Source organism: Methylomonas sp. DH-1 (assembly GCF_046097555.1).
Taxonomy (GTDB): domain Bacteria; phylum Pseudomonadota; class Gammaproteobacteria; order Methylococcales; family Methylomonadaceae; genus Methylomonas; species Methylomonas koyamae.
In genome coordinates this window covers 2,011,362-2,027,529 of record NZ_CP143089.1, presented here as the reverse complement: position 1 = coordinate 2,027,529, position 16,168 = coordinate 2,011,362, and the positions used below count along the sequence as shown (strand labels likewise).

The window sequence follows — 16,168 nt, the reverse complement described above, 5'->3', positions numbered from 1 at the left end:
CGGTAAAGCGTCCGTAGACCGCAAGCGCCGGCGGATTATTTGCCGGCCCGTTCCAGACTGGTTTGGCAGGGCAAACAATATTTGCAGGGAATAGCGGCGCGGCGCGCTTCCGGAATCGGCTCGCCGCATTCCTCGCAATGGCTGGCGGATTCGCCGGTATAAATAGCTTTACGGGTTTCGGCAACGAACAATTCGGTCATTTTTTCCATGCGTTCCGCTATCGCGTCGGCACCGCCGGCCCAGGCTGTAGACATTGTCGGTTTTCTCCCTGACGAATTTTAGGTGTGGCGTTAGTGGTTATGGCTGCTGAGCTGCAACCACGCGTTGAAATCATTGAACGGTTTGGGCTTGCTGAACCAATAGCCCTGGGCGATATCGCAGCGGTAATTGGCCAGGCGCTCCAGCACTTCCTGGGTTTCCACGCCTTCGGCCGTTACCTGCAGCCCGAGATTGTGCGCCAGGTTGATCGTGGCTTTGACGATCACGGCGTCGTTGTCGCTTTGCAACAGGTCGTAAACAAAGGATTTGTCGATCTTCAGTTCGCTGAGCGGCATCTTTTTCAAGTAGGCCAGCGAGGAATAGCCGGTACCGAAATCGTCTATCGATAATTTGTAACCCATCTCGTGCAGGCGCTGGATGGTTTCCATGGCCCGCTCCGGATCGTTCATGATCGAGCTTTCGGTGATCTCCAGCATCATCCAGGACGGCTTGATGTTGGCCGCCGCAGCAACGCCGGCCATCACGTCCGGCAAATCCGGATCGTGCAAATCCTTGGTCGACAAATTGACCGATACCACCAACTCCAAACCTTGCCGGCGCCACTCGGCGCAATCCCGGAATGCCCTTTTCAGCATCCATAGGGTCAGATGCTTGATGACGCGGGTGCGTTCCGCCATCGGAATAAACTCGTCCGGCGCAATGAAGCCGTGTTTGGGATGGGCCCAGCGTACCAGCCCTTCGACGCCGTAGATTTTACCGGTCTTGACCGATACCTTGGGCTGGTAATAAATCATCAGTTGTTCTTTTTCGATGGCCTGGCGCAGCTCGCTCATCAGCGTCAGCCGGCGCGGGCTATGGTCGTCGTATGACGGCGCGTAAATGGTGTAACCCTCGTGCGATTTGGCGGCCATGAACAAGGCCACCCCGGCTTTCTGCACCAGCGTATCGACGTCGTCGCCGTGCTCGGGAAAATTGACGATGCCGATATTGGTATGGATCGCCAGATTCAAACGCTCGACTTTGAACGCCGGGTCCAATGCCGCCTGAATATTCTTGGCCAGATTCAGCGGCGCGTCTTCGCTTTCGGTAGCCGGCAGCAGCAGGCTGAAAATATTGCTGTCGATCCGGGCCACGCTGTCGCTGCCCATCACCACGCTTTGCAGGCGGGTGGCTATCTGCCGCAGAATCATATCGCTGCTGTTACGGCCGAGGGTATCGTAGACTTCCTTGAAATTGGCGACCTCGACCAACAACACCGACAGCATTTTGCCCTGGTTGTTGGCGGCGTGTATCGCTTGTTCGACCCGGTCGTGAAATAGTATCCGGTTCGGTAAGTCGGTCACCGCATCGTGGGTGGAAGAGTAGCTGACCTGCTTCTCCAGCGTTTCGGCGCGGTTGCGCAGCTCCTGAGTCTGGTCGAAAATCATCGCGCCGGCCTGATAGGCAATCACCGAACTGGAATATTGGCCCCAGATGCCGAACAGGAACGGCAGGGCTTCCAAAATCCATAGGCCGTAATTCTCGGATTGGGCGCGGATAATGCCCGACAGCGAGATCTCGCCGGTGTAATAAAAACTCAACGCCAGCAATGCGCAAATAATGGCTATAACGGCGATTGCCACCCCTTGGTAGGTTGTTTTGGAAACCTCGCTTTTCAGTAACCTGACGTTGTCGGCGAGCAAGTGTTTGGCGGCAATCATATTATTGGGCATCAATTCTAACGATTCCTAGCGGTTGCCGGTGCGGCGATAGCAGCGGCCACCCCGTTGCCGGGCAAATTCCGGCGGTTTTAGCCGAGCGCAAATGCGTTGTTTCAACTCAATACGAAGTTTAGACGATAGCGCTAATTTGTCCGCATACTCCGCGGCTGAGTCAGACCGACATTTCCGCCTGCAGCAGTTTGATTTGGTCGCGGATGCGGGCAGCATCCTCGAATTCCAGATTCTTGGCGTGCTGGTACATCTTCTCTTCCAGTTGCTTCAGCGCCTTGGCCGCCTGCTTCGGCGTCAACGCTTTGTAGTTGCCGGCCGGTTCCGCCACCTTGGCGCGGGCGGCGCTGATCGAACCGCCGGAACCCGGTATGGCCAGTTCCAGAATGTCGGTGACCGATTTGAATACGGTGCGCGGCTGAATATTATGCTGTGTATTGAACTCGATCTGCTTCGCCCGGCGACGCTCGGTTTCGTCGATGGCCAATTGCATCGAGCGGGTGATTTTGTCACCATATAAAATCACTTTACCGTTGGCATTACGCGCGGCGCGACCTATGGTTTGGATCAACGAGGTCAACGAACGCAAAAAACCTTCCTTGTCGGCATCCAGAATCGCCACCAGCGAGACTTCCGGAATATCCAGCCCCTCGCGCAACAGATTGATGCCGACCAGCACGTCGAACACGCCCAGCCGCAAATCGCGGATAATTTCCACCCGCTCCACCGTCTCGATATCCGAATGCAGGTACCTGACCTTGATGCCGTGCTCCATCAGGTAATCGGTCAAATCCTCCGACATGCGTTTGGTCAGTGTCGTCACCAACACCCGTTCCTGCACCGCAATCCGCTTGTTGATCTCCGACAGCAAATCGTCGACTTGGCTGGTGGCCGGCCGCACGTCCACTATCGGATCGACCAAACCGGTCGGACGCACCACTTGCTCCACCACGGCGCCGGAGTGTTCCTTCTCGTAACCGCCCGGCGTGGCCGACACGTAAATCCGCTGCCCGCAAATGCGCTCGAACTCTTCGAAACGCAGCGGCCGGTTGTCCAGCGCCGAGGGCAATCGGAACCCATATTCGACCAGAGTCTCCTTGCGCGAACGGTCGCCTTTGTACATCGCCCCGATCTGCGGCACCGTGACGTGGCTTTCGTCGATGATGACCAAAGCGTCTTTCGGTAGATAATCGAACATGGTCGGCGGAGACTCGCCTTCGGTCCGATTCGACAAATGCCGCGAGTAATTTTCGATGCCGGAGCAGTAGCCGACTTCCATGATCATTTCGATATCGAACAGCGTACGCTGTTCCAGGCGTTGGGCTTCGACCAGTTTATGGTCTTCGCGTAACTGCGCCAGCCGCTCCACCAGCTCCAACTTGATTTTTTCGACCGCGCTGAGCAACTGGTCACGCGGGGTGACATAGTGGCTCTTCGGATACAGCGTAAACCGGGCCAGACGCTGGGTCACTTCGCCGGTCAACGGATCGAACATCGACAGGCGTTCGATCTCGTCGTCGAACAGTTCGATACGCAAAGCCTGCTCTTCCGATTCGGCCGGAAACACGTCGATCACATCGCCGCGCACTCGGTAAGTGGCGCGGCGCAGCTCGATATCGTTGCGGGTATATTGCATTTCCGCCAGCCGGCGCAGAATGTCGCGTTGCTTGATCATGTCGCCGCGCACCAAATGCAGCACCATCTGGAAATACGATTCCGGCTCGCCCAAGCCGTAAATCGCCGATACGGTGGCGACGACGATGGTATCGCGCCGTTCCAACAAGGCCTTGGTGGCCGACAAACGCATCTGCTCGATATGTTCGTTCAGCGACGCATCCTTGTCGATGAAGGTATCGGAAGCCGGAATATAGGCTTCCGGTTGGTAGTAGTCGTAATAGGAAACAAAGTACTCGACGCTGTTCTCCGGAAAAAACTCCTTCATCTCGCCGTAGAGCTGGGCAGCCAGGGTCTTGTTCGGGGCCATGATCATCGCCGGTCGCTGCGTCTGCTGTATCACGTTGGCGATGGTAAAAGTCTTGCCGGAACCGGTCACGCCAAGCAGGGTTTGGTGCACTTCGCCATCGTTGATGCCCTCAACCAGTTGCCGAATCGCTGCAGGCTGGTCGCCGGCCGGTTGGTAACGGCTTTGAATTTTGAACGGCTTTTGCTGTAAGCCTTTGCCTTTAACAGGCGGTTCTTCCACTGCCAGTACGCCGGATATCGCCGACTGGCTGATCTCCATCCGCCTTTTGTCGCTCATGCCGACCGCCTCGCCGAATTGATCCGATTTGTCGAAACCATGATCATTTGCAGCCCGTTTCCGGTTGGTCGAAGCCCAGCGTATCGAGTTCGGTTTTCGGGTGCAAAAAACCCTCGATCGGCGCCACCGCCACCAGCGAACGCGGCGCGGCCAGCAATACCGGTTGCCGCAACTGACCGTCCCATTTGCGGAACGACAGCGGCATGCCCTTATACCCCTGCAACGCAAAAGCATCGGACAGCAGGTAGTCCTTCAATACCGGCATTTGATTGGATTTGGTGCGGATGCTGGCTTCGCCGATGGCTCTGACCGCCAGATAAGCGGCATAATCCTGTTCGTCCATCCAGCGGCCGGCCGCCTGCTTGAAACGGTTTTGCAATTGTACCGCCCCCCATTGCTCGTGGGTGCGGTGCCAGGCCGTCGCGGTCAAGCCCTGGGTACCGATCACCGGCCGCGGTTTCCAGGTGCGATAATCCAGATATTCGCCGAACAGGCCCTGTTCGTCGGCGACCACCAGCACATCGTAATCGTCGACCTGGGTGAACACCGGCACGTCGGCCTGAGCCGTGCGGCGGGCGTCGTAATCCTGGTTCCATTCTTTCTCGGCAACCAGTTTGGTGCCGAAACGCTTGGCCGCGCGTTTGATCGCGGCGGCATAGAGTTTGTCTTCCGCGGCCGGGCCCACCACCAAAAACCAGTTCTGCCAACGCTTTTTCAACATATATTGGGCCAAGGCATCGGCGCGCATGGCCCGGCTCGGCAGTATGTGCAGCACATTGCGGCGGCAGTCGGCATTACGCAATTCGTCGCCGCTATTCGCCACGTCGAACAGCAGTTTGTTTTTTGCGGCCGGCAGGTCGGCCAGCTTATTGAGTTGGTCGGCGCCGACATTGAGCAACACCAGATCGGCATCGACGCTGTCGAACAGCGCTAACGCATCGCCGCCCACCGGCACCAGGATTTTTTTCAGTTCGTACTGCTGGCCGGTGAATTGGCCGGTGGTATTGTTGTCGCTGATCGCTAGTTCGGCTCCGACCTGGCCTTGGTTCGGAATGAACGGATCCAGGTTGGACAGTGCCGCCGGCGCGACCTGTTCCTGGGCGAAATATACGATTTTGACGAGCTGTTTCGGTGCCGGCTTGGCCGGGGCTCCGGCCGGTTTCGGTTGGGCTTTGGCGGCAGCGGCAGCCGGCTTGGCTTTGGCTGCGGCCTGGACCGGCGCGCTGAAATACAAGGGTAACAGCAGCATAGCGGCGGCGAAGCGTTCAAGTTTTTTCATGTTGTGCGGCAGTCTTTGACGATAGCGGCATTCTATCGAGAAATTCCCGGCAAGCCCAACCGATAATCGGGCCGGCTCTATTGAATTTTGCCGGTTTAAGTTCAATACTTAGCCACCCTTTCCTTGCGGCATTCGCTATGTCTGATTCGGATTTCTCCATGGATTTTCTCGATCAAGAAATCGATCTTGATAGCGAGTGGTCCAACAAACGCACGGCCGTTCGCTATCTGCGCAACGACATCAAGGCCGCGGTCAAAGTGCATAGCTTGTGGTTTCCGCGCCTGTTTCCGGTATTGTTGCGCGACATCAGCAGCCGCGGCGCCGCGATTGTCACCAGCCACAAAATCAAAAAAAAAAGCCGGGTCAGCCTGTTTCTACTGTTCGGCGACGGCCGACGGTTCCAGGTCGAAGCCGCCGTGGTCCACCACGATGCCGGCAACCAACGCTACGGTGTCAAATTCGACAATCTGAATAGCGAATTGGCGGAACACCTGCTGCACACCCAAACCGACTTGAATTTCAGCTAAACCTCTATCGATGCCGATACTTAGCCAAATCTACCTCTACCCGGTCAAATCGTTGGCCGGCTTTCAAGTTTCGCAATGGCCGGTCGATGAAAAAGGCCTGCTTTACGACCGCAAATGGATGCTGGTGGACCACGAGCGCCAGTTTCTGAGCCAACGGCGTTTGCCGCAAATGGCGCTGATCAAAACCCGGATCGAAGGCGAACGCTTGATCCTGTCCGCGCCTGGCCGGCCGGATTTGGAATTGCCGCTGCAAGCCCAGACCGACGAAACCCTGGAAGTCGCGGTCTGGCGCGACCGCTGCCGAGCCGAAGCCTGCGGCGCTAGCGCAGATGCTTGGCTCAGCGACTTTTTGCAAATTGATTGCCGCCTGGTTTATCAAGCCGCCGGCGACCGCCGCCAGGTCGATCTCAGATATGCTACGGCCGCAGACCAAACCGCGTTTTCCGACGGTTTTCCGTTTTTGTTGGTCTCCGAAGGTTCGTTGGCGACCTTGAACCAAGCCATGCAACTGGACTACGAAATGGTACGGTTCCGGCCCAATCTGGTCGTCTCCGGCTGCGACAGTTACGCCGAAGACCAATGGCGGCGGATCGACATCAACGGCATCGGCTTCCGCCTGCCCAAACCCTGCGCGCGCTGCCCGGTGCCGACCATCGATCCGGATACGGCTGTCAGCGGCAAAGAACCGTTGGCCACATTGAGCCGCTTACGCAAATGGCAAAATAAAGTGTATTTCGGGCAAAATGCGCTGCACGATAAACCGGGCAGCCTGGCGGTGGGCCAGACCGTGCGGATCGACGAAATCGGCGCACCTCAACCGCCTTTAGCTTAAGCCGGCATGTCGGCCGAAAACGGCCGCCGCCGATTTTAAGAACGATTTAAGATAACGGCGTTTAAATTCCCGGCAACCGGCGCGATGCCGAATCAGCGCCGCCGTTTTTGCATCACAACCAGGACCAAGACTATGTATAAAAAATTACTTGCCATCTCCGTCAGCGCCGCGCTGCTCGGCGCCTGCACTACCAATCCGTACACCGGCCAGTCCGGCATGAGCAATCTCGGCAAAGGCGCCGGCATCGGGGCGGCGGTCGGCGCCGGCGCCGGTACGCTGTTCGGCGGCAACGATTGGAAGAACGCCGGTTTGGGCGCTTTGGCCGGTGCGGCTGTCGGTGCCGGTATCGGTTATTACATGGATAAACAGCAGGAGGAAATGCAGCAATCGCTACAGGGCACCGGTATCGAAGTCCAACGTACCGCGGAAAACCAATTGGTATTGAACATGCCCAGCACCAGCGACGTGACTTTCGCCTTCGGTAAATCGGATTTGACGCCGGAAGCACAACATGCGCTGGATCCGGTGGCGCGGGTACTGAACAACTATCCGGATTCGACGATTTCGGTTACCGGCCACACCGACGACGTCGGCTCCGATGGCGACAACCAGCGCCTGTCCGAGGCGCGCGCAACCAGCGTCGCCAATTTCCTGTCGTCACGCGGCGTGAATCGGATGCGGATTTCGCAACAGGGCATGGGCGAAAGTTCGCCGAAAGTGCCGAACACCAGCGACGCCAACCGCGCCATCAACCGCCGGGTGGAATTGTCGATCAACGCCAACCAGAACGCCGGCGCCGCGCAGCAAAACCAACAATATCCGCAGCAGAACCAGCCTTACCAACAACAGGGCTATCCGCAGCAGCAACAGGGTTATCCGCAACAAAACCAGCCCTACCAACAACAGTACCCGCAGCAAAACCAGCCCTATCAGCAACAGCAATACCCGCAGCAGGGCTACCCGCAACAACCATACCAGCAAGGCTATCCGCAACAGCAGCAATACCAGCAGCCTTACTACCGGCAATAGCCCCGCTGCGCTGGAGACAGATACGAATAAGGCCGAAATTCCGGCCTTATTTTTTAGTGTGGGATAGAAAAACTACAGATCAAACTTCGCCGGCCCTGACGTCGAATTCGATTTTCCAGCGCTGTTGGTCGCGCCGCGACACGGCACGCAATTCCAGCGTGCCGACTTCGGTCACCGCCGCCGACAAATGCACCGGCACGATTTCGCCGACTTGGCGGCCGTCTTCGACCGGCAGCGTGATTTCGATTTCATCCAGCTCTTCCAGCTCGTCGTCGCCCCATTCATCGAGACGATCGCCAACTTTGTCCTCGCGCCGGGTCTTGGAACCGAAGAAACGGAAACGCACCGGCTCGCCGATCACCAAGCCGAATTCGTCGTTAGGCAACTCCTGCTCGCTGCCCTCTTCCATGCCGAACGGCGCGATACAAAGCGCCTCTATCGCCGGCGGCAAACCGGGTACCGCCGGCATTGCGCTTTCGATACCGACATAATAGGCTGCGGCAGTGCCGCCTTTGATCCGTACACCTTTACCTTGGCGCACGAAACCATAATAAGCTGCGCCACGGGCGACGGCCAAATCCAGATCGGCTCCTTGCAACAACCGGGCAGGAGGTGCCTGCTCCGCCTGCAACCAATTATTCAACACGGCCATCAACCGCTCAGCCAATACGCCGGCCTTCAACACGCCGCCGTTGAACAGCAACGCCGTCGGGTGCAGAAAGCTGGCGTGTTCGGGCAGCGCGATGGCATTGAACTCCTCGGTAGCCTGGCGCTGTCTGGACAAAAAGGCCGCCAGATGCCGGGTGATACCGGCGTCTTGGGCGTACGGCAGACCCACGCTGCGCAAACCGCTGCGCGGCCGCGACACCGGCTTATCGGTGGCTTGCGCATACGGCAAAAAGCCGTCCACCAATATCCGGTTCAATTCATCCCGAGTCAGTTCGCTACGCAAGGTACCGCCGATTAGCGACGAACCGCGGCCGGCCACCGCTAACGGCATACTAGCCAATTCGGACTGGTTGAACAGCTTTTCCTTGGCTTCGCGGCAGGCATGGGTTAAGGCCTGCAATTGCCACGGCTCCAATTTTTTGGCGCCGTCGGTTTCCAGCTTGGCCTTTACCGTGTACGCCAGCGCCAAATCCATGTTGTCGCCGCCGAGCAGGATGTGGTCGCCGACCGCGACCCGGGTCAACTGCAAATTTCCGTCCTGTTCGGTTACGGCAATCAACGACAAGTCGGTAGTGCCGCCGCCGATATCGACCACCAAAATCACATCGCCGACTTTGACCTGGTTGCGCCAGTCGCCGGCGCTTTTTTCGATCCAACTATACAAAGCCGCCTGGGGTTCTTCCAGCAACACGGCCTGACCCAACCCGACCTCGCGCGCGGCTTCCACGGTCAGCTCCCGTGCGGCCGGATCGAACGACGCCGGCACCGTGATAGTCAGGTCCTGCTGCTGCAACGGCTGCTCAGGAAACCTGTGGTTCCAGGCGTCGCGCAAATGCTGCAAATAGGCTTTGCTGGCGACAAACGGCGAAATTTTGGCAACGTCTTCCGGCGCGTCGACCGGCAGAATCGCCTGTTTGCAATCGACGCCGGCGTGGCACAGCCAGCTTTTAGCGCTGGCAACCAGCCGAATCGGCGTCTTACTGCCCAAGCTACGGGCGATTTCGCCGACCAGATACTCGGGTTTGGCGGTCCACGGCAAAGACGAGGCGCCCTCGGCGATTTCCGCCGGATGGGCGATGTAGGCGAACGAGGCCAATTGGGCTTTATCTTCTATCGCCCCCGGCGCAACCAGTTGCGGCGTGTAAAACACTTCCAACACCGGGTTATCGTCGCCGGCCGCCAAATCGACATAGGACATTACACAATGCGTGGTACCCAAATCGATACCGACCGAGTAGCGCGCCGTCATAATTCAACCTCGGCCGCGGCGATGATTTTTGCATTGTGGCCTTCGGTCAGTTTCGGCAAGTGCAGTTCGGTGACTTGCCAGCCTTTATGCACCAGCACGCCGGAGAACGGCGCTTCGCCGACGATATTGCCGGTCAAACGAAACGCGGCGGCATCGAAGCCTTTGTTCAAAGTCACGCGGCTGCCTTCCGCATCCGGGCTGACCGGAGCCAATTTGAAATGTTCGTTGATCACTTTGCTGCAACCCTGATGCACGACGCGGGCCGCGGCGCCAATATCGGCATCGGCAAAGGCGCTGACGTCTTCTTTGATGAAATCGATGAAACGGGCTTCCTTTTGCAACAAACTCAACAGCTGTAATGCCGCATCCGGGGTGGCTTCTTTCAGCACCACCGGTTCCGGAGCCGGTGCCTGGACGACTTTTTCCACTTCCACGATCTTCTCGACGATTTTGATTTCGGGTTGCGGGGCCGGTACCGCTTCAACCGTTCGCGGCGCGGATTTACAGCGGCGCAGGCCGAGTAAGACCGAGATCAACACGACGATCAGGATCAAAGCCAATACGGCCGCGGTTCCGGCCAGGCAAACATGCCACAAGTCGAAGGTAGTCGGGCGTAACGATAAATCTATGGTGTATGTGTTCATGAACAATGCATGGTTGGTGAAACAAAGCGTTGCACGCGGAAGCGGCTCTGCGCTGGGCGCCGGATGGCGCTTAGCTGGCCGATACGGATTATTGCGGCATGCCGGATTTTCTCGCCGCTTCGGCGTACATCAATTCCTGCAACAGATTGCGGGTGACTTGAATGCGCAGTTTTTTTAAGTGGCGGTCGGCGATAACGCCGGGAACTTGGACATCCAAATAGACTTGGCGCATTTCGCCCAAGGTCGGTTCGCACAGCTTGATAATGGCATCGGTCGCATTGCGGCTTTCCAGCTTGGCGAACTCGGGTTTTTGCATCGTATCGACCACGCATTTCTTATAGTTGAATTGCGCTTTCTGAATTTTTTCGATGGTTTCGTTGCTTAAACTGGTCTCGTTCCATTCTTCTTTGGCTTCTTCGGCGCAAGCCATGCCGGCGGCAAGCATCAGCAGGGCAAACAAACGGTATTTCATGAGTTCTTCTCCAATACGGGCATGATGTCGAACGGCGATTTTACGCGATGCCGGCGAACTTGAACAACGACGCCGGCAAATCGCGGTCCGCGCCGGCACCGGCACAGCCGCAGCCGAACCTATTCCGCCCGTCAGAAGCGCCGCCCGCGATAGGGTCTAGCGGCGTTCGGACCGGTCGCAAATATGCCGGGTTTCGCCTGGCTCCGAGTAGGACTCGGCGGCAGTTAGCTCCGGCGCCAATCCCGTCAAGCCCTCACTGCATTTTTTAGTCAGTTGCATGGCTTTGTTGCCGGCAATTTCCTGGCCGAACCGGATCGCCCGCTGTTTGGCTGCGTCGCGTTGCCCCTCCGCGCACAACTGCTTAACTTCCGCTCCCAATTGCTTGGCTTGTTGTTCCAGGGCTTTCAGAGCGGATTTGTCGACATTTTTCATGCAATTTTGCATGGCCTGGATTTTTTCCAGCATCTGTTGCATTTTTGGATTCGCGACGGGTTGGCCGCTCCGGCTATCGGTATCGTTTGCGGCCGCCAAAACCGGCGCCATCAAAACAATTATCGGCAATAGTCTTTTCATACAAAGCCTCTTGGTAGTGGTTTCCGGAGTTCCACTGTAGGGCGATCGGGTTCGATCCGCAAGTGCCGCCGCCAAAACCGGGACTCAGCGACCTGCCATGGGCGGATTTAGCAGGATTCGCGAGACAAGCGGCGGATTTTCCAGGAAAATAGTCGCTTCTTTACCGTTTGCTGCACTGCATGTACAAATACGAAGGCCTGGTCATCCACCAAAGCCATGACGACGAGGGCGTCATAGAAGTGGTCGAGAACAACGGCGAACGTGCCCTACACTTCGGCTCTCCGGCCCGGCAAAGCAGCATGTTGATTGCCGATCCGAACCGCTTGCACTCGTTTTACGCCCGGGCCATGATGGCCTTGCTGCTGTTCAACGACAACCCGCGCGACGTGCTGATGATAGGCCTTGGCGGCGGCACCATCGCCAAGTTCATGCTACACCAGTTTCCGGATTGCCGGCTGAAGGTCGTCGAATTCCGCAGCAGCGTGCTTAAAGTAGCGCGCAGCCATTTCGGCCTGCCGTTCAACCCGCGCCTTAAAATCAAAATCGGTTGCGGTGCCGATCATGTCCGGCACCAAAGTCGGGAACTATCGGAGATTCACGATTTGATCATGGTCGATGCGTATGACGACAGCGGCATGGCTCCTGAAGTTGGCAGCGAACGCTTCTTCGACGGTTGCCGAAATCTGCTGAAAAAAGACGGCGTGCTGGTGATCAATTTATGGGGCACCGACAAGCCGATGTTTCAGCAGGTTTCCTGGCACCTGGGACGGATTTTTAATTGGCGCATGCTGTATTTGCCGGTGCGTAACCGCGGTAACATCATCGGCTTCGCTTTCGGCGAAAACTTCCCGAAACCCCAGTTTAAAAGCCTGATCGCCAAAGCCAACGACCTGGAACGGCAATACCAACTGGAATTTCCGGTTTTTTTACAAGACTTTAAACGCAACAATCCCAGCATTCTGCATCGAGTTCTGAAACCATGATCCATAACGCCCCCAACATTTTCGGCTACAAAAAATACTGGGCGCACCGTTTCGGCCCGGCACCCGAATTGCCGATGAGCCGCGCGGAAATGGATGCGCTGGGTTGGGATGCCTGCGACATTATTTTGGTGACCGGCGACGCCTACGTCGACCATCCCAGCTTCGGCATGGCGGTAATCGGCCGGGTGTTGGAAGCGCAGGGCTTTCGGGTCGGTATCATCTCGCAGCCGGATTGGCACAGCGCCGACGATTTTCGGAGGCTAGGCCAGCCAACACTGTTCTTCGGCGTCACCGGCGGCAACATGGATTCGATGGTCAACCGTTACACCTCGGACAAAAAAATCCGCTCCAACGACGCCTATACCGCCGACGGTGCCGCCGGCAAGCGGCCGGACCGCGCGGTCAACGTCTACTCCCACCGTTGCCGGGAAGCCTATAAAAACGTGCCGATCATCATCGGCGGCATCGAGGCCAGTTTGCGCCGCATCGCCCATTACGACTATTGGTCGGACAAGGTGCGCAAATCGATCTTGCTGGATTCCAAGGCCGATTTACTGGTGTACGGCAACGCCGAACGCCAGATCGTCGAGATCGCGCACCGGCTGGCTAAAGGCGAGAGCATTCACGATTTGAAAGGCATCCGCGGCACCGTGCACTTCGTCAAACAAGTGCCACAGGGCTGGATCGAAAAGGATTCGACCCATTTCGACAAGCCCGGCGCGGTCATCGTGCACCAAAATCCGTATCAGGAGATGCCAAGTTGCGAATCGGCACCGGTAGCGACTGAAAATGGCCTGGCCGATAACGAAAAAGTCATCCAATTCAAACCGATCGCCAACAAGAATCGGGCGCAAACCGTGATTCGCCTGCCCGATTACGAGGCCGTGAAAGACGACCCGATCCTCTACGCCCACGCTTCGCGGGTCATGCACGGCGAAACCAACCCCGGTAACGCCCGCGCCCTGATCCAACGCCACGATAAGCGCGACGTGTGGATCAATCCGCCGCCGCTACCGCTAACCACCCCGGAAATGGACGGCGTGTTCGATCTGCCCTACTCCCGTCTGCCGCACACCGCTTACGGCAAGGCCAACATTCCGGCCTTCGAGATGATCCAGCATTCGGTGCTGATCATGCGCGGTTGTTTCGGCGGCTGTAGCTTTTGCTCGATCACCGAGCACGAAGGCCGCATCATCCAGAACCGTTCGGAAGATTCGATCATCCGCGAGATCGAAGCCATACGCGACACTTCGCCCAACTTTACCGGCAATATCTCCGACCTGGGCGGGCCGACCGCGAACATGTGGCGCCTGGCCTGCAAGGACCCGAAGATCGAGGAATCCTGCCGTAAGCCATCCTGCGTTTATCCGGGTATTTGCCACAACCTGAACACCGACCAGACTCCGCTGATCAAGCTCTATCGCCGTGCCCGCGCCCTACCCGGCATCAAGAAAATCTTCATCGCCTCGGGTTTGCGCTACGATATCGCCGTCGAAACCCCGGCCTACGTCAAGGAATTGGTGACCCACCACGTCGGCGGCTACCTGAAAATCGCGCCGGAACACACCGAGCAAGGCCCGTTGTCGAAGATGATGAAGCCAGGCATGGGCACCTACGACCGCTTCAAGGCGATGTTCGACAAATATTCTAAGGAAGCCGGCAAGGAACAGTATCTGATTCCGTACTTCATCGCCGCCCACCCAGGCACCACAGATCGGGACATGCTGAATCTGGCTTTATGGTTGAAACGCAACGGCTTTCGAGCCGACCAAGTGCAAGCCTTCCTGCCGTCACCGATGTCGATCGCCACCGCGATGTACCATTCCGGCAAGGACACTCTGCACAAAGTCGGCCGCAACGTGCCGGACATCGCCATTCCGCGCAGCATGAAGCAGCGCAAACTGCACAAGGCGTTCTTGCGTTACCACGACCCGAAAAACTGGCCTATATTAAGAGAAGCATTGAAGGAAATGGGGCGGGCAGATTTAATCGGTAACGGCAAACAGCATTTGGTGCCGAGTTTTCAGCCGAAAGCGGTTAGTCAACCTTTTTCTGCAAAATCAAAAACTAAGCAATTTAGAACCAAACGATAGTTGTATTTCCTTGATATACGATTATGCTAAGAGGTGCTCAACATTGACGTTTCTCTGTAAATATTTTTATACTTCTATCGGATAAATACAAAAACTCTTAGCATCTAATATTTTAAAAGCAACATATTACTTAGAACTTCATATCGATATTTTTTAATTGCGCCTTAACAATAGAGCCGACAAGTGAATGATAAAGAGAATCGCTTTGCCAACCTCAGTTTTGATGAATTTCGAAAACTAGCCAAAGACCCAAAATTATCAAAATATGAACGCATAGGTTTCCCCAATCATTATCGTAGCGACAAAGAGAAATATATTTTTGATGATATATTAACCAAGCTGTCACTTTTAGAAAAAGAAAGTAAGTATATTTTAGATATCGGTCCGGGGTGCAGCGATTTACCACAAATATTCATTAATTACTGCCAAAAGAAGAAACATTCTTTAATATTGATAGATGCACCTGAAATGTTGGAGCAATTGCCAGATGCGCCGCACATTAAAAAAATACCGGGATTCTATCCTGACTGCCCCGACTTAATAGAACAATTCACAGAAAAAATAGATATAATCTTATGCTATAGCGTATTGCATTATATTTTTGTCGACACATCAATTTTTCGATTCCTCGATCTTTCACTCTCTCTTTTGGCTCCGGGCGGCCAGATGTTATTGGGTGATATTCCCAATATTTCCAAGCGCAAACGTTTTTTTGCTAGCGACACAGGGATAAAATTTCACCAGGATTTCATGCAAACTACTGATATTCCTGAAGTTAAATTCAACCAGATTGAGCATAACCAAATTGATGATGCGATTGTGATGGCGATAGCCCAACGAGCTCGCCAGCAGGGTTTCGACGCATATATTCTCCCCCAAGCCGCCAATCTTCCCATGGCAAATCGTCGTGAAGACATTCTAATTATTCGTCCTTAAAAGGGGATTTCAGTGATAAAGTCCAAAAAACTAATTATTGTCGGGGACACGGCATTTGCAGAAATTGCCCTGGAATACTTTGATGCCGATTCTGATTACGAAGTAGTAGGATTTTCAGTGGAAGAAGCGTTTCTCAAGGCCCCAAAAAAGTGCGGTTTACCGGTAATGCCATTTGAACACTTGGACTCTTATTTCAGTCCTGACAATCACTATGTCTATGTAGCCATTGTATATACTCAACTCAATCGCCTCCGGACTCGTTTATCAACTACAGCTAAAAACAAAGGTTATAAACTCGCATCTTACATCAGTTCTCGGGCTTTCATTTGGCGTAACGTGGAGTTAGGCGAGCATTGTTTCATTTTCGAAGATAATACAGTACAACCTTTCGTCAAAATCGGCAAAAATGTAGTGCTATGGAGCGGTAATCATATTGGTCATCATTCTACAATTAATGACAATTGCTTTATTGCTTCCCACGCGGTCATTTCGGGTTTTTGCGATATAGGTGAGAACACATTCATTGGCGTAAATGCTACTGTTGCCAACAATATAAACGTTGGTAAAGACAATTGGCTAGGACCGAATACGGTCATTATGAAAAACACCGAATCTGGATCTCTGTTCAAAACAGAACAACCGGATCCTGCCAAAATCACAGCTAACCGTTTTTTTAAGGTCAAGGAATAAAGAA

The 16,168-nt window shown here is 55.3% G+C and carries 15 protein-coding genes; 7 read left to right on the top strand and 8 right to left on the bottom strand.

From position 1 onward, the window contains the following. Nucleotides 1-35 precede the first annotated feature (35 nt). From VXJ35_RS09555 to VXJ35_RS09540, 4 genes are all read right to left on the bottom strand, one after another. The gene (locus VXJ35_RS09555) at nt 36-254 is read right to left on the bottom strand and encodes a TraR/DksA C4-type zinc finger protein (protein WP_064021358.1); all 219 of its coding nucleotides are present in this window, start codon (nt 252-254) and stop codon (nt 36-38) included. Nucleotides 255-290: 36 nt separating this feature from the next. Beyond that, the gene (locus tag VXJ35_RS09550; protein WP_231914880.1) at nt 291-1,931 is read right to left on the bottom strand and encodes a bifunctional diguanylate cyclase/phosphodiesterase; all 1,641 of its coding nucleotides are present in this window, start codon (nt 1,929-1,931) and stop codon (nt 291-293) included. A gap of 160 nt (nt 1,932-2,091) precedes the next feature. After that, a complete protein-coding gene (uvrB, locus tag VXJ35_RS09545) occupies nt 2,092-4,188 on the bottom strand; it encodes an excinuclease ABC subunit UvrB (RefSeq protein ID WP_231914879.1) in 2,097 nt (698 codons plus the stop codon). Between the two features lie 43 nt (nt 4,189-4,231). Next, complete coding sequence (locus tag VXJ35_RS09540) at nt 4,232-5,467, bottom strand: ABC transporter substrate-binding protein (RefSeq protein ID WP_231914878.1); 1,236 nt, start codon at nt 5,465-5,467, stop codon at nt 4,232-4,234. 137 nt (nt 5,468-5,604) lie between these two features. Between VXJ35_RS09540 and VXJ35_RS09535 the strand changes: the two genes are divergently transcribed. The 3 genes from VXJ35_RS09535 (at nt 5,605) to VXJ35_RS09525 (ending at nt 7,855) form a co-directional block, all read left to right on the top strand. Beyond that, nucleotides 5,605-5,994, top strand: coding sequence for a PilZ domain-containing protein (locus tag VXJ35_RS09535; RefSeq protein ID WP_082409634.1), 390 nt, complete (start codon nt 5,605-5,607; stop codon nt 5,992-5,994). A gap of 10 nt (nt 5,995-6,004) precedes the next feature. Beyond that, the gene (locus VXJ35_RS09530; RefSeq protein ID WP_064021357.1) at nt 6,005-6,826 is read left to right on the top strand and encodes an MOSC domain-containing protein; all 822 of its coding nucleotides are present in this window, start codon (nt 6,005-6,007) and stop codon (nt 6,824-6,826) included. Nucleotides 6,827-6,958: 132 nt separating this feature from the next. Beyond that, a complete protein-coding gene (locus VXJ35_RS09525; RefSeq protein ID WP_064021356.1) occupies nt 6,959-7,855 on the top strand; it encodes an OmpA family protein in 897 nt (298 codons plus the stop codon). Nucleotides 7,856-7,934: 79 nt separating this feature from the next. On the opposite strand, the gene VXJ35_RS09520 is transcribed toward VXJ35_RS09525, so the two are convergent. The 4 genes from VXJ35_RS09520 to VXJ35_RS09505 form a co-directional block, all read right to left on the bottom strand. Then, nucleotides 7,935-9,773, bottom strand: coding sequence for an Hsp70 family protein (locus VXJ35_RS09520; protein WP_064021355.1), 1,839 nt, complete (start codon nt 9,771-9,773; stop codon nt 7,935-7,937). Then, the gene (locus VXJ35_RS09515; protein ID WP_064021354.1) at nt 9,770-10,417 is read right to left on the bottom strand and encodes a DUF2760 domain-containing protein; all 648 of its coding nucleotides are present in this window, start codon (nt 10,415-10,417) and stop codon (nt 9,770-9,772) included. Before VXJ35_RS09515 ends, VXJ35_RS09520 begins: the two co-directional genes overlap by 4 nt. A gap of 88 nt (nt 10,418-10,505) precedes the next feature. After that, on the bottom strand, nt 10,506-10,889 hold the full coding sequence (locus tag VXJ35_RS09510) for a hypothetical protein (RefSeq protein WP_054759064.1): 384 nt from the start codon (nt 10,887-10,889) through the stop codon (nt 10,506-10,508). Between the two features lie 156 nt (nt 10,890-11,045). Further along, nucleotides 11,046-11,462 carry a hypothetical protein gene (locus VXJ35_RS09505; RefSeq protein WP_064021353.1) on the bottom strand — a complete coding sequence of 139 codons (417 nt, stop codon included), beginning with the start codon at nt 11,460-11,462 and terminating at the stop codon, nt 11,046-11,048. A 179-nt stretch (nt 11,463-11,641) separates the two neighbouring features. On the opposite strand from VXJ35_RS09505, the gene VXJ35_RS09500 reads away from it, so the two are divergent. The 4 genes from VXJ35_RS09500 to VXJ35_RS09485 all read left to right on the top strand — a co-directional run bounded on the left by VXJ35_RS09500 (nt 11,642) and on the right by VXJ35_RS09485 (nt 16,164). Next, nucleotides 11,642-12,445 (top strand): spermine synthase, encoded by an 804-nt coding sequence (locus VXJ35_RS09500; protein ID WP_064021352.1) that lies wholly within the window; start codon nt 11,642-11,644, stop codon nt 12,443-12,445. Beyond that, on the top strand, nt 12,442-14,538 hold the full coding sequence (locus tag VXJ35_RS09495; protein WP_064021351.1) for a YgiQ family radical SAM protein: 2,097 nt from the start codon (nt 12,442-12,444) through the stop codon (nt 14,536-14,538). Before VXJ35_RS09500 ends, VXJ35_RS09495 begins: the two co-directional genes overlap by 4 nt. A gap of 183 nt (nt 14,539-14,721) precedes the next feature. Beyond that, nucleotides 14,722-15,474: a hypothetical protein gene (locus tag VXJ35_RS09490; protein WP_064021350.1), complete on the top strand. Its 753-nt coding sequence runs from the start codon at nt 14,722-14,724 to the stop codon at nt 15,472-15,474. 12 nt (nt 15,475-15,486) lie between these two features. Then, complete coding sequence (locus VXJ35_RS09485) at nt 15,487-16,164, top strand: acetyltransferase (protein ID WP_064021349.1); 678 nt, start codon at nt 15,487-15,489, stop codon at nt 16,162-16,164. Nucleotides 16,165-16,168: the final 4 nt, after the last annotated feature.